This is a genomic window from Polaromonas sp. (genome assembly GCF_039930745.1).
GTDB lineage: Bacteria > Pseudomonadota > Gammaproteobacteria > Burkholderiales > Burkholderiaceae_C > Polaromonas.
The window spans coordinates 1-13,820 of record NZ_JBDTTH010000007.1 but is presented as its reverse complement, the minus strand read 5'-3'; the positions used below and the strand labels follow the sequence as shown (position 1 = coordinate 13,820).

The following is a 13,820-nucleotide window of genomic DNA, read 5'->3' as shown; positions in this document are numbered from 1 at the left end:
TTTATCAACAACACCTCACGAGGAAAAAAACATGGAACACAAGCTCCCCCCACTCCCGTACCCCATTGATGCGCTGGCACCGCACTACAGCCAGGAGGCTTTCGAGTACCACCATGGCAAGCACCACAACGCCTATGTGGTCAACCTCAACAACCTGCAAAAGGGCACCGAGTTCGAGGCCATGACGCTCGAAGAGATCATCAAGAAATCAAGCGGCGGTGTGTACAACAACGCTGCGCAGATCTGGAACCACACCTTTTTCTGGAACTGCATGAAGCCCGCCGGCGGCGGTGAGCCATCAGGCGCGCTGGCCGCGGCCATCAACGCCAAGTTCGGCTCCTATGCGGCTTTCAAGGAAGCGTTTGTGAAGTCGGCTGTCGGTAATTTCGGCTCGGGCTGGACCTGGCTGGTGAAGAAGGCCGACGGTTCGGTTGACATCGTCAACACCGGCCCCGCCGGCACACCGCTGACTACCGCTGACAAGGCGCTACTGACGGTGGACGTCTGGGAACATGCCTACTACATCGACTACCGCAACCTGCGTCCCAAGTTTGTCGAGACCTTCCTGTCCAACCTGGTGAACTGGTCTTTTGCCGAGTCCAACTTCGCATAAGTTCGAACGCGCACAAAAAAAGCCGACGTCATGTCGGCTTTTTTTTGGTGGCCCGCAGACCGCGTTCAGGGTGTTTTGCCAAAGGGCTGGCCTGACAGCCGGCTGCCGGCCTTGATGCCTTTCTTCGCAAACCAGCCGGCATTCATTTCCAGCACATAACGCACCGGTTTTTCCGAGCAGTGCGAGTCTGTGGTCTGCGGCTTCATGTCGGCCAGGTTCACGATGGTGCCGTCGTCGGCGACAAAAGCCGCGGTCAGCGGCAGCAGGGTGTTTTTCATCCAGAAGCACTGCTGCGCAGGCTGCTCGAACACAAACAGCATGCCTTCGGTCTGCGACATTTCCTTCCGGAACATCAGGCCGATCTGCCGCTGCTCGGGTGTCAATGCCAGCTGCGCGTCGATCTGGTGCATGCCTGCCGACAGCTTGGCGCGGGGCAGATTGGTTTGCGGCGCATCTTGCGCCAAGGCGCAACTGGCCACCAGCGCCAGGCTGGACAACAGGTACATCAGTCCGCGCTTGCGCGGCTTGGCGGAATCAGGTGGTAGAGGCATGAGGTCACCGGAGATGGGTCAGGCCGACAGCATAAACGACAGCCATGAAAAATGCCCGCGATGCGGGCATGGGTGGGAAAGCCGGAAGGCCGGAAATGTCTTCCCGGCCCAGGCGCTTTCTCAGGCCTTTTTGGCTGCGGTTTTTGCTGCAGCTTTTTTGGCCGCTTTGGCTTCTTTGGCAGCCTTGGCCTTGGCGGCCTTTTCTTCCTTGGCGGCTTTGGCCTTGGCTGCTTTTTCTTCTTTGGCAGCCTTGGCTTTGGCGGCTTTCTCTTCCTTGGCGGCTTTGGCGGCAGCGGCTTTGTCAGCCTTGCTCATGGCTGGTGCGGCTGCCGGTGCAGCGGTCACAGCAGGGGTTGCGGGGGTAGCCGGTGTGGCAGGAGCTGCGGCCTGTGCAAAAGCACCAGCAGCGAAAAGACCAGCGATCAAGGCAGCGATGACTTTGTTCATGTGAATTTCCTGTGAATGACGTTATTGGAAAAGGGCCCTGAAATTTTCAGAGGCCTCACCGTAACGGAGCCGGTTTGCAAACGGTTGACATGCAGGCCCTTAAAAGTTCCGCGGAAGGTTTTGCGGCTAGAATTTAGGGGTTATCACCTAACCCGCGCCCCGCAGTTTCCCTGCAATTTCCAGCGCTTACCGGAGACTTTCCTACATGTACCAGCACATCAAGGTGCCCGCCCAGGGTCAAAAAATCACTGTCAATGCCGACAATTCACTGAATGTCCCGGACGAGCCGGTCATTCCGTTCATTGAAGGCGACGGTACCGGGGCGGACATCACGCCGGTCATGCTCAAGGTGGTCGATGCGGCTGTGGCCAAAGCCTACGGCGGCAAGAAAAAGATCCACTGGATGGAAGTTTATGCCGGTGAAAAATCGACCAAGGTCTACGGCCCCGACGTCTGGCTGCCTGAAGAAACACTGCATGCGGTCAAGGACTATGTGGTCTCCATCAAGGGCCCGCTGACCACGCCAGTCGGTGGCGGCATCCGTTCGCTGAACGTTGCCCTGCGTCAGGAACTCGACCTGTACGTCTGCCTGCGCCCCATCCAGTACTTCGCCGGCGTGCCTTCGCCCGTGAAAGAGCCGCACAAGACCAACATGGTGATTTTCCGCGAGAACTCGGAAGACATCTACGCCGGCATCGAGTTCGAAGCCGAGTCCGACAAGGCCAAAAAGCTCATCAAGTTCCTGCAGGACGAGATGGGCGTCAAGAAAATCCGCTTCCCCAACACCTCGGGCATAGGCATCAAGCCGGTTTCGCGCGAAGGCACGGAGCGTCTGGTGCGCAAGGCCATCCAGTACACCATCGACAATGACAAACCCAGCCTGACGATTGTCCACAAGGGCAATATCATGAAGTTCACCGAAGGCGGCTTCCGTGACTGGGCTTATGCCCTGGCGGCCAAGGAATTCGGTGCAGAGCTGATCGACGGCGGTCCGTGGATGAAGTTCAAGAACCCGAAAACCGGCAAGGAAATCACCGTCAAGGACTCCATCGCCGACGCTTTCCTGCAGCAGATCCTGTTGCGTCCAGCCGAATACTCGGTGATCGCCACGCTGAACCTGAATGGCGACTATGTTTCCGATGCGCTGGCGGCACAGGTGGGCGGCATCGGCATTGCACCGGGCGCCAACCTGAGCGACACCATCGCGATGTTCGAAGCCACGCACGGCACGGCACCGAAATACGCTGGCAAGGACTATGTGAACCCCGGTTCCGAAATCCTGTCGGCCGAAATGATGCTGCGCCACATGGGCTGGACCAAGGCTGCCGACCTGATCATCAGCTCGATGGAAAAATCGATCGAATCGAAGAAGGTCACCTATGACTTTGCCCGCCTGATGGAGGGTGCGACCCAGGTCAGCTGTTCCGGTTTTGGCCAGGTGATGATCGACCACATGTAAGCTGTCCGCCGGCCGCTTTGGCCGGCACCTTGCCGGACTGCCGGAAAAACAGGCAGAAAAAGCTGCAAAACCGCCCCAGGCTTCGGCCGAGGCGGTTTTTTCATGGGCTTTCGGCTTGCCTTCGAAAAGTCAATTGCGCGCGTTTGATTGTCGCGTTCCCGCCACCAATTTCCCTGTCAGGCGCACTGGACAATTCCGGTCGCTAGAATGAATTCCATGGCCAGCAAACCTCCCAAGACTCCCGCAACACCCAAGGCACCGGTCTTCAAGCCCGAAGATGCCAATGGGGGTGATTCGGTCGTCCTTGAGCGCCGACCACAGAAGACCGTGCCCCCGCAGATGTACCAGGTCGTGCTGCTGAACGACGACTACACGCCCATGGAGTTTGTGGTGGTGGTGATCCAGGAATTTTTCAACAAGGACAGGGAAACCGCGACGCAGATCATGCTGAAGATCCATCTGGACGGCAAAGGCGTGTGCGGCGTGTTTTCCAAGGACGTGGCGACCACCAAGGTGGACCAGGTCACGGAAGCAGCGCGAAAGAACGGCCATCCGCTGCAGTGTGTGTGCGAGCCCATTGAATAATGGAAAAAACAGCCCATATCGGCTTGAAGAGTTACACAATGATCACATCAGATACCCCAGCCGCAAGCCGAAAGGAAATGCAATGATTGCCCAGGAACTAGAAGTCAGCTTGCACATGGCCTTCGTCGAGGCCCGGCAACAGCGCCACGAGTTCATCACCGTGGAACACCTGTTGCTCGCTTTGCTTGACAACCCCAGCGCCGCCGAAGTGCTGCGCGCATGCTCTGCCAACATCGATGACCTGCGCAAGGCGCTGGCCAATTTCATCAAGGACAACACGCCGCAGGTCGCCGGCAGCGACGATGTGGACACGCAGCCCACGCTGGGTTTCCAGCGCGTGATCCAGCGCGCCATCATGCATGTGCAGTCCACCGGCAATGGCAAGAAGGAAGTCACCGGTGCGAATGTGCTGGTCGCCATCTTCGGCGAGAAAGACTCGCATGCCGTGTATTACCTGCACCAGCAGGGCGTGACACGCCTGGACGTGGTGAATTTCATCGCGCACGGCATCAAGAAAAGCGATCCGCCCGAGCCGACCAAGGCTGGCGAGAGCGCAGCCGAGAACGAAGAGGGCGGCGAGAAGAACGAAAAAGCTTCACCGCTGGAGCAGTACACCCAGAACCTGAACCAACTCGCCAAGGACGGCAAGATCGATCCGCTGATCGGTCGCCACTACGAAGTCGAGCGCGTCATCCAGATACTTTGCCGCCGCCGCAAGAACAACCCGCTGCTGGTGGGCGAAGCCGGCGTGGGCAAGACCGCGATTGCCGAGGGCCTGGCCTGGCGCATCACGCAAAAAGACGTGCCGGAGATCTTGGCCGAAGCGCAGGTCTATTCACTGGACATGGGCGCCTTGCTGGCCGGCACCAAGTACCGCGGTGACTTCGAGCAGCGCCTCAAAGGCGTGCTCAAGGCACTGAAAGACAAGCCCAACGGCATTTTGTTCATCGACGAAATCCACACCCTGATCGGTGCCGGTGCCGCATCCGGCGGCACGCTGGACGCATCCAATCTGCTCAAACCCGCGCTCAGCTCGGGGCAGTTGAAATGCATTGGCGCCACCACCTTCACCGAGTACCGCGGCATCTTCGAAAAAGACGCAGCCCTGTCACGCCGCTTCCAGAAGGTCGACGTGGTCGAGCCGACCGTGCAGGAAACCGTGGAAATCCTCAAGGGCCTGAAGTCGCGTTTTGAAGAGCACCACAGCGTCAAATACGCGGTGGCGGCCCTGCAGGCTGCGGCCGAGCTCAGCGCCAAGTACATCAACGACCGCCATCTGCCGGACAAGGCGATTGACGTGATCGACGAGGCCGGCGCTGCCCAACGCATCTTGCCGCCGTCCAAGCGCAAGAAAACCATCACCAAGGCCGAGGTCGAGGAGATCGTCGCCAAGATCGCGCGCATTCCACCCGCCAATGTGTCCAACGACGACCGCGGCAAGCTCAAGACGCTGGAGCGCGATTTGAAGAGCGTGGTGTTCGGCCAGGACAAGGCGCTCGACGTGCTCGCGTCCGCCGTGAAGATGGCGCGTTCGGGCCTGGGCAAGGACGACAAGCCGATTGGCTCCTTCCTGTTTTCCGGCCCCACGGGTGTCGGCAAGACCGAGGCGGCCAAGCAACTGGCCTACATCATGGGCATCGAGCTGATCCGCTTCGACATGTCGGAGTACATGGAGCGCCATGCGGTGAGCCGGTTGATTGGCGCGCCTCCGGGTTACGTTGGTTTCGACCAGGGTGGCCTTCTGACCGAAGCCATCACCAAGAAGCCGCATGCGGTGCTGCTGCTGGACGAGATCGAGAAAGCACACCCGGACATCTTCAACGTGCTGCTGCAGGTCATGGACCACGGCACCTTGACGGACAACAACGGGCGCAAGGCCGACTTCCGCAACGTGATCATCGTCATGACGACCAATGCGGGCGCCGAGACCATGAACAAGGCGACCATTGGCTTCACCAACCCGCGCGAGGCGGGCGACGAAATGGCCGATATCAAGCGCCTGTTCACGCCAGAGTTCCGCAACCGGCTTGACGCGGTCGTGAGCTTCAAGGCACTCGACGAAACCGTCATCCTGCGCGTGGTCGACAAGTTCCTGCTGCAGCTCGAAACGCAGCTGGCCGAGAAGAAGGTGGACGTCACCTTCACCGACACGCTGCGCAAGTACCTCGGCAAGAAGGGCTTCGATCCGCTGATGGGCGCACGGCCAATGCAGCGCCTGATCCAGGACACCATCCGCCGCGCACTGGCCGACGAACTGCTGTTTGGCCGTCTGATCGACGGCGGTCGTCTTACGGTGGACATGAAAGTCACCACCGACGACAAAGGCGTGGAAACCGGCGAAGTGCAGCTCGACATCCAGCCGCTGCCGAAGAAGGAAGGCCGGGCCAAACCCGAGGCCGAAGAAGCGACTGCCGACTGAACGCCGGATTCAGGCGTTCGGCAAAAAGGCCGGTAGCATCGCGCTACCGGCCTTTTTTTTGTCTTTTTGATTTGCTCCTGAAATCATAGCTGCTTGCGCCCGACCGGTAAGGGCTGGAGGCATATTTAATGCATAAACCTGGCTGACAGGCCTCACCAATGGCAACCCACACCTTTCTCTGGCACGACTACGAAACCTTCGGCCTGAACACGCGCCGCGACCGACCGGCGCAATTTGCCGGCGTTCGCACCGACGCGGAACTCAACGAAATCGGCGAGCCGCTGATGGTTTACTGCCAGCCAGCCAGAGACTATTTGCCTGACCCGTCCTCCTGCCTGGTCACCGGCATCACTCCGCAGCTATGCCTGGAGCGCGGCCTGCCCGAGCATGTATTCGCCGCCCGCATCGAAGCCGTGCTGGGCGAGCCCGGCACCATAGGCGTGGGCTACAACACCATCCGCTTCGACGACGAGGTCACGCGCCACCTGTTCTGGCGCAACCTGATGGACCCCTATGCGCGCGAGTGGCAAAACGGCTGCGGCCGTTGGGACCTGCTCGACGTGGTGCGCATGGCCTATGCCTTGCGGCCCGAAGGCATTGAATGGCCGATGAAGCCGGACGAGCGCCGGCCCGACGAGGCCGGCGCGCTGCGCCCCAGCTTCAAGCTCGAAGACCTGGCGCGTGCCAATGGCCTGCTGCACGAGGCAGCGCACGATGCGCTGTCCGACGTGCGCGCCACGATTGCGCTGGCCCGCTTGATCCGCACGGCCCAGCCCAAACTGTTCGACTTCTGCCTGGGGCTACACAAGAAGGACCGCGTGGCCGCAGAGCTCGGCCTGCCCACCAGCCCGCAGACCGCGCAGCCGTTTTTGCATGTGTCGGGCATGTTCCCGCCCGAGCGCGGTTGCCTGGCTGTGATGTGGCCGCTGACCATGCACCCCTCGAACAAAAACGAACTGCTGGCCTGGGACTTGGCGCAGGATCCGGGCGAGCTGCCCCTGCTCGACGTGGCAACCCTGCGCCAGCGCCTGTTCAGCAAAAGCGCTGACTTGCCCGAAGGGAAGACGCGGCTGCCCATCAAGTCGGTACATCTGAACAAGTCGCCCATGGTCGTGCACAAGCTGGCCACCCTGAGCCCGGAAATGGCCGCCAAGTGGGGTGTGGACATCGAAGCCGCGTTGCGCAACGCCGAAAAAGCCGCCAGCCTGCCAGACATGAGTGCCATCTGGCCCGAAGTCTTTGCGCGGCCCAAAGAGGGCATCCCCGACGTTGACGAAGACCTGTACGGCGGCTTCATCAACAACGACGACAGGCGCCGGCTCAACAAGCTGCGCAGCCTGCCGCCGGCAGAACTCGCACACAGCCGCACGGGCTTCGACGACGACAGGCTGGAGGAGCTGGTGTTTCGCTACCGCGCGCGCAACTTTCCCGAAACGCTGTCACCCGAAGACGCCGAGCGCTGGGAGGCGCACCGCGCGGCGCGGCTGCTCGAAGGCGAGGGCGGGGCGCGCAATGTGGATGCGTTTCTGGCCCAGCTTGATGTGTTGTCGGAAACAGCGGATGAGCGTGGGGAAGCGGTGCTGGGTGCGCTGTACGAGTATGCGGAGACCGTGGCGCCGGAGGTCTAGCTAACGCGCGCTGGCCACAGCGCCGCCGATGCGCGGACATCCAACGATTCCAGGTTGTTGCCTGCCACGATCAAAAATCATTTGCCAGGACACTCCACGAATTTCTGATGATTTTGTTGATTGAGATATTGTTGTTCTCGATCCCAATCGATCAGCATCTGTCGAGTCGAAAGAACCTCTTGCAGTATCTGGGACAGCCGCGCATTGCGCGTTCGCAGGTGGGCCATGTGGCACTGCAAGGCTGAGCTTCCAGCCGCACTTCCCTGGCCGAAGGTTTCTGTACCGTAGCTGCAATCATGGATCGCGAAAGCGTCCCAATTTTTTTGCGCAAGCTTCAGCTCAACCAGAGCTCTTTCAGGGTGATAGCCGACCCAATTTATTCGACAAGCTGTCAGTTCAGTATTTAGGGTCGACAGCAGTCTGCGTTGTTCTTTTTTCAGAACTCCGTTTTCCCGGTCAAGGCATTTCCACAGATCGGAACCGGCGCTGGAACGGATACAGGCTTGCATGGTTTTCTCGCTGGCATGGAGTGCTACCGAAGATACAAAGCCGCCGATCACCACAAGCTTTAAAAGAAAATTTAGCGAAACCATCTGGGTCTTTCAATACTATGGCTTCCCGGCACACTAGCAACAGGTGGCAGCTACCAGCGAGGCGCGGCTTCCGGCTCATGCGGCAGTGTCAGTTTGCGACTGGCCTCCACTTTACATCACGGGGCGACCGGTACTTACCGTCAGCTGCTATGTATTTAATAGCTGTTTACGCAGTTTCGACGTGGGCTGGAGGCCGATTTGATGCCTTATCGGCGCGGGTTGTGGCGTGCGGCACCTCAACATGTCGCTGGTCGCCAAGGGGCATATTTCTCCATCACGTCCGCGTACAGCGCGCTTTCCTCGAAGGCCGCGAGCCAGCCTTGCAGCCGCAGCCAGGGCTGGGCGGCAAACCAGTCGGCATCGGTGTGCGCAAATTGGCGGATGAAGGGAAGAACGGCCATATCGGCGAGGCAGGCCTGAGCGCCGAACAGCCAGTCTTGCGTCAGGCGCGCATCGAGTTGCGCCAGCCAGCTTGCCGCGCCGCTGCGGTGCTTCAGGGCAAATCCAGCATCATCGCCGCTGGATTCCTGCGGGTAGCGGTTCGGGTACTTGTAGCGGTCCAGGTGCTGCTTGAAGTCGCCGTCGTTCCCAGCGATCAGCGCATTGATTTCTTCGGACGACACGCCCGGCGGTGACAGCCACCGCGCGGGATCGTTGCGGGCCAGCGCCCAGCGCATGATGTCCAGGCTTTCGTCAATCACCTCGCCGCCGGGCAGCACCAGCACCGGCACCGTGCCCTTAGGCGAGGCGGCCAGCATTTCGGCGGGTTTGGCTCGAAGCACGACTTCGCGGTGTTCTACCGGCTGGCCACTGGCGCTCAGCGCCAGCCGTGCGCGCATCGCATAAGGGCAGCGCCGGAATGAATACAGAACGGGCAGGGCGCCCATCAGGAGCTTTCGTTGTCTTCTGCGTTTGACGACGAGGGCAGCTTGGCGCCGATGTGCGGCTGGCGGCGCCGATTCGCGTAGTCCACTTGGCGCTGGCGCTCGATGAAGCCGCGTTTCTGTTCTTCGGTTTTCTTGTCGTGGCAGGCCGGGCAGCTCACGCCGGGCACGTACAACGGCGAAGCCATGTCGGCTTCGCTGATCGGGTCGCGGCAAGCGCGGCACAGACCATAGTGGCCGGTGGCCAGACCATGCACAACTGAAACGCGCTCGTCAAACACAAAACACTCGCCTTTCCAGAGGCTGTCGGTCTCAGGCACGGTCTCCAGGTATTTGAGGATGCCGCCTTCAAGGTGGTAGACCTCGTCAAAACCCCGGGTGCGCATGAAGGCGGTGGATTTTTCGCAGCGTATACCGCCTGTGCAAAACATCGCCACCTTCGGCTTCTTACCATCCTTTTCGGCCAGCAGGCCGCCCGGGGCGGACTGCGCTTCCACCCAGGCAGGCAGCTCCGAAAAACTTTTGGTGTGGGGGTTGACCGCGCCCTCGAAGCTGCCAATGCCCACCTCGTAGTCGTTGCGGGTGTCCACCACCACCACGCCGGGCTCGGCAATCAGCGTGTTCCAGTCCTGCGGTTTGACATACTGGCCGGCCATCTCGTTCGGATTGATCCCGGGCACGCCAAGCGTGACGATTTCGCGCTTGAGCCGCACCTTCATGCGATAGAAGGGCAATTTGTGGGCACGCGACTCCTTGTGCGCCAGGTCGGCCAGGCGTGGGTCTTGCCGAAGATGCGCCAGCACCGCCTGCACCCCTTCGTCAGGCCCGGCAATCGTGCCGTTGATGCCTTCCCCGGCCAGCAGCAGCGTGCCGCGCACGTCCTGCGCCTCGCAAAAAGCCTGCAGCGGTGCCTGCAGGTCGGCAAAGTCCGGCAGGGCGACAAATTTGTACAGGGCAGCGGTCAGGAAATCGGGCATGGCTGGGGGAAAGTGGGCAAAAACGGTGCGCAATGCACCAGACCCTCCATCGTAACGGCTGGCACATGCACGAAGGCTGCGCGGCATCAAACGCCCTGACGACGGCCGGTCCACAAGGGAAGATGGAAGGCAAAAGCATTTTGCTGCGTCGCAGCAAAATGAATGTATGCTTACTAATCACAAGCGCAAAGATGGCGTTTCAGTTTCTTTCGCGACACCCCCTGACCCGATGACATCACCTCCTAGCATCGTTTGTCCCGCAAGATGAACAAGAGCCTCAGCAGCCTCTGGCTCAAGAGCCTGCGCCGCATGGGCAAGGCCCAGGAGGCGCAGGGCCGCAGGCTGTTCCAGAGCCTGTTGCCCCAACCCGCAGTGCGCCACGCGCGGCCCGTGAAAACGGCCAAAGCCCAGGCCGGCCAGATCCTGCGCAAGCCGCCTTTGCGGCCGGTACGTCCTGCGTCGGGCTTACCCGCGCGATGGAAGCAGGCGCATTTTTCAGTGCCGGGCACCGCCCAACTCGCCCCCGCGCGGCGCATGCTGTACTGGCTTTACCTGCCGGCCGGTCCCAGCCCCGCACCCTGGCCGCTGGTGGTCATGCTGCACGGCTGCCAGCAGACGGCCACCGAGTTTGCCGCCGCCACCCGCATGAACCAGCTGGCCGAGCGCAAGGGCTTCGCCGTGCTCTATCCCCAGCAGTCCACCACGGCCGACGCGCACCGCTGCTGGCACTGGTACAAGCGGCCCACGCAGCAGGGCCAAGGCGATGTGCGGCTGATCGCCGACATGATTGCGCATGTTCAGGGCAAACATGGGCTCGACACCTCGCGGACCTACCTGGCCGGCTTGTCAGCCGGCGCTGCCATGGCCACCCTGGTGGCCCTGCATTACCCCGACAGGATTGCTGCGGTGGGCCTGCACTCGGCGCCGGTGTTCGGCACCACCGACTCCGCCATGAGCGCCTACCGGGCCATGCAGCACGGCACCAGCCATGCGCATATTGACGCAGCCCAGGCATTGCTGCGCTCGCAGCCGCCGTTCCCTGGCCTGCCTGCCATCGTGCTGCATGGCGAGCGCGACACGGTGGTCCGGCGCGTCAACGCCGACCAGCTGTCGGAGCAGTTGAAAACCCTCAACGCGCCATTTCTCGGCGAGGCCGAGCCGGTGCTGCGCAGCTACCCGGCGCGTACCGGGGGACGCAGTCCGCGCCACGCCTACCAGCGCACAAGCCTCTACGCCGGCCGAAAGCCACAGCTCGTGACCTGCGAGATTGCCGGTCTGGGCCATGCCTGGAGCGGTGGGGACGGCAACGCGTCTTTCAGCGCGCCGGAAGGCCCTGACGCATCGCTGATGATGTGGACATTTTTCTCGCGCCACCGAAGGCTCGCTGTCAAGGCAGAGAAAACGCCTTCCGAGAACAGGCAAAAAGTGCCCACCGCAATTTCCTAGTGGCGGTTTGTCTGCTACGGTTTCAATAGCTGCTTGCGCACGATTGGCAAGGGCTGGGGCCTGTTTTGATGCGTTTTTCGGCTGCTGGCCTCTCCGCGCCGGCAAAAAAGCAGCGCCCTCCCTAGAATACGTTTTCCCGTCACCACACGAAAGTCTTGGCATGGCCACCATCCCGTCCACCGAAGAACAAGCCGCCAAAAGCAGACTCCGGGTTGCCGTCATGGGCGCAGGTGCCGTCGGTTCTTATTACGGCGGCATGCTGGCGCGCACCGGTCATGACGTGGCGCTGATCGCCCGGCCCCAGCATGTGGCGGCCATCAAACGCGACGGCCTGCACATGGAAACCCGGAGCTTCGACGAATACGTGCGTCTGGCCGCCAGCAGCGAACCCGCTGCCGTGCAGGACGCCGACCTGGTGCTGTTTTGCGTGAAATCCACCGACACCGAATCCGCCGGCGCCCTGATCCGGCCGTACCTGGCGCCAAGTGCGCTGGTGCTGTGCCTGCAAAACGGCGTGGACAACGCGGACCGGTTGCGCACAGTGCTGCCGCAGCATGCCCTGGCCGCTGCGGTGGTGTACGTCGCCACCGAAATGGCCGGCCCGGGCCACGTCAAACACCACGGCCGTGGCGAGCTGGTGATCGAGCCGTCCCCGGCCAGCCAGACCGTGGCGCAGGCGCTGATCGCCGCCGGTGTGCCGACGGAGATCTCCGACAACGTGCGCGGCGCTTTGTGGGCGAAGCTGATTCTCAACTGCGCCTACAACGCCGTCTCGGCCATCACCCAGTTGCCCTATGGCAAAACCGTGGCCGGCGAGGGCGTGCAAGACCTGATGCGCGACGTGGTGGCCGAATGTCTGGCTGTGGCAGAGGCCGAAGGCGTGCAGGTGCAGGGTGACATGCACCTGGCGGTCGACAAGCTCGCCGCCAGCATGCCCAGCCAGTTTTCATCAACCGCGCAGGACTTGGCACGCGGCAAGCGCAGCGAGATTGATTACCTCAATGGCCTGATCGTCAAGCGCGGCGAAGCGCTGGATGTGGCCGTGCCGGCGAACCGGGTGCTGTGGGCTTTGGTAAAGCTGCTGGAAGGCAAGTGAAGCACCTGTTGGTGTTTTCGTCATTCATGACGCCGCACCGTTCGGGCTGAGCCCGTCGAAGCCCTTCGACAGGCTCAGGGCGAACGGTCGTACCTTGCCTGCTTGATTTATGGAAGTCTCAATAGTTGCTGACCCCCCACGCCCTGGAGAGGTCATGCCGACTGTGCCGCCCTGGCTTGAGGCGGCCCGGTGTTTCATCGGGTCAGGCGCGCTGCGGAGCCAGTGTTCTGGTGTAAAGCGATGCGCCGGCCAGATCTTTCAAAGTGACCGTCATGGCTCTGGTTTTTGCATCAATGTCCACCTGACCAAAAAACTGCATGCCGTTGGTGGGCGGCGCATTCACTTCGTTCGGGGCTTTCTGGTACATCACCTGCATGCCGAAGGAGGCGTCGGTTTTGTTGGGCCCAAAACCACCGGCGTTGAGCGGGCCGGACACAAACTCCCAAAAAGGCGAAAAATCACTGAACCGGGCCTTGGCCGGGTCAAAATAATGCGCAGCGGTGTAGTGCACATCGGCAGTCAGCCACACCACATTTTTGATGCCAGCGCGCTTGATCTCACGCAGCAGGCGCGCAATTTCGATTTCGCGGCCCATGGGCGCGCCGTCATCGCCGTTGGCGCTGGCTTCCCAGCGATCGCGCCCGTCGGCGTCATTGCCATCGGCCACATGCAGGCTGATGGGCATGTCGGCGGCGATCACTTTCCAGACCGATGTGGAGCGTTTGAGGCCGTCCAGCAACCAGGCGATCTGAGGGCGACCCATGAAGGCGCTTTCTTCAGTCTCGCTGGTTTGCAGGTTATGGGTGTTGGGGCCCCGATAGCTGCGCATGTCGACCACAAACATGTCCAGCAGGGGGCCTTGGGGCAAATGGCGGTACACACGCTCGCTCTCAATGTCGGCGGTACGGCGCAGGGGCGCAAATTCATGAAAAGCCCGGGTGGCGCGCGCCACCAGCAAGGGCATATTTTTTTCGGTGTAACGTTTGTCGGCACCGAGGTCTTTGGAGTCAGACCAGTTGTTGACCACCTCGTGGTCATCCCATTGCCAGATTTGCGGCACTTCAGCTGCCATGCGGCGCACATTGGCGTCCATCAGGTTGTAGCGATAGCGGCCACGGTACT

General features: G+C 61.2%; 13 protein-coding genes. 7 read left to right on the top strand and 6 right to left on the bottom strand.

Features of this window, described 5'->3' with window-relative positions; all coding sequences use genetic code 11:
- Positions 1 to 31: 31 nt before the first annotated feature.
- Complete coding sequence (locus tag ABI660_RS04135; protein ID WP_348065241.1) at positions 32 to 613, top strand: Fe-Mn family superoxide dismutase; 582 nt, start codon at positions 32 to 34, stop codon at positions 611 to 613.
- A gap of 65 nt (positions 614 to 678) precedes the next feature.
- On the opposite strand, the gene ABI660_RS04130 is transcribed toward ABI660_RS04135, so the two are convergent.
- Both ABI660_RS04130 and ABI660_RS04125 read right to left on the bottom strand, forming a co-directional pair.
- Complete coding sequence (locus tag ABI660_RS04130; protein WP_348065239.1) at positions 679 to 1,164, bottom strand: DUF192 domain-containing protein; 486 nt, start codon at positions 1,162 to 1,164, stop codon at positions 679 to 681.
- Positions 1,165 to 1,284: 120 nt separating this feature from the next.
- Positions 1,285 to 1,611, bottom strand: coding sequence for a cell envelope biogenesis protein TolA (locus ABI660_RS04125; RefSeq protein ID WP_348065238.1), 327 nt, complete (start codon positions 1,609 to 1,611; stop codon positions 1,285 to 1,287).
- Positions 1,612 to 1,816: 205 nt separating this feature from the next.
- On the opposite strand from ABI660_RS04125, the gene icd reads away from it, so the two are divergent.
- The 4 genes from icd to sbcB all read left to right on the top strand — a co-directional run bounded on the left by icd (position 1,817) and on the right by sbcB (position 7,702).
- Positions 1,817 to 3,070, top strand: a complete 1,254-nt coding sequence (gene icd / locus ABI660_RS04120) for an NADP-dependent isocitrate dehydrogenase (protein ID WP_348065236.1) — start codon at positions 1,817 to 1,819, stop codon at positions 3,068 to 3,070.
- Between the two features lie 216 nt (positions 3,071 to 3,286).
- A complete protein-coding gene (gene clpS, locus ABI660_RS04115) occupies positions 3,287 to 3,655 on the top strand; it encodes an ATP-dependent Clp protease adapter ClpS (RefSeq protein WP_348065234.1) in 369 nt (122 codons plus the stop codon).
- Between the two features lie 82 nt (positions 3,656 to 3,737).
- On the top strand, positions 3,738 to 6,074 hold the full coding sequence (gene clpA / locus ABI660_RS04110) for an ATP-dependent Clp protease ATP-binding subunit ClpA (protein WP_348065232.1): 2,337 nt from the start codon (positions 3,738 to 3,740) through the stop codon (positions 6,072 to 6,074).
- 158 nt (positions 6,075 to 6,232) lie between these two features.
- Positions 6,233 to 7,702, top strand: a complete 1,470-nt coding sequence (sbcB, locus tag ABI660_RS04105; protein ID WP_348065230.1) for an exodeoxyribonuclease I — start codon at positions 6,233 to 6,235, stop codon at positions 7,700 to 7,702.
- A gap of 77 nt (positions 7,703 to 7,779) precedes the next feature.
- Here the strand turns inward: sbcB and ABI660_RS04100 are convergent, their stop codons facing one another.
- The 3 genes from ABI660_RS04100 to ABI660_RS04090 form a co-directional block, all read right to left on the bottom strand.
- Positions 7,780 to 8,295, bottom strand: a complete 516-nt coding sequence (locus ABI660_RS04100) for a hypothetical protein (protein ID WP_348065228.1) — start codon at positions 8,293 to 8,295, stop codon at positions 7,780 to 7,782.
- 236 nt (positions 8,296 to 8,531) lie between these two features.
- The gene (locus ABI660_RS04095; RefSeq protein ID WP_348065226.1) at positions 8,532 to 9,182 is read right to left on the bottom strand and encodes a glutathione S-transferase; all 651 of its coding nucleotides are present in this window, start codon (positions 9,180 to 9,182) and stop codon (positions 8,532 to 8,534) included.
- Complete coding sequence (locus tag ABI660_RS04090; protein ID WP_348065224.1) at positions 9,182 to 10,156, bottom strand: rhodanese-related sulfurtransferase; 975 nt, start codon at positions 10,154 to 10,156, stop codon at positions 9,182 to 9,184. The genes ABI660_RS04095 and ABI660_RS04090 overlap by 1 nt, the downstream gene beginning before the upstream one ends.
- A 264-nt stretch (positions 10,157 to 10,420) precedes the next feature.
- On the opposite strand from ABI660_RS04090, the gene ABI660_RS04085 reads away from it, so the two are divergent.
- Complete coding sequence (locus tag ABI660_RS04085) at positions 10,421 to 11,602, top strand: PHB depolymerase family esterase (protein ID WP_348065222.1); 1,182 nt, start codon at positions 10,421 to 10,423, stop codon at positions 11,600 to 11,602.
- Positions 11,603 to 11,762: 160 nt separating this feature from the next.
- Positions 11,763 to 12,698: a 2-dehydropantoate 2-reductase gene (locus ABI660_RS04080; RefSeq protein WP_348065220.1), complete on the top strand. Its 936-nt coding sequence runs from the start codon at positions 11,763 to 11,765 to the stop codon at positions 12,696 to 12,698.
- Positions 12,699 to 12,900: 202 nt separating this feature from the next.
- On the opposite strand, the gene ABI660_RS04075 is transcribed toward ABI660_RS04080, so the two are convergent.
- A partial coding sequence (locus tag ABI660_RS04075; protein ID WP_348065218.1) for an alkaline phosphatase D family protein occupies positions 12,901 to 13,820 on the bottom strand: 920 nt, incomplete at its 5' end.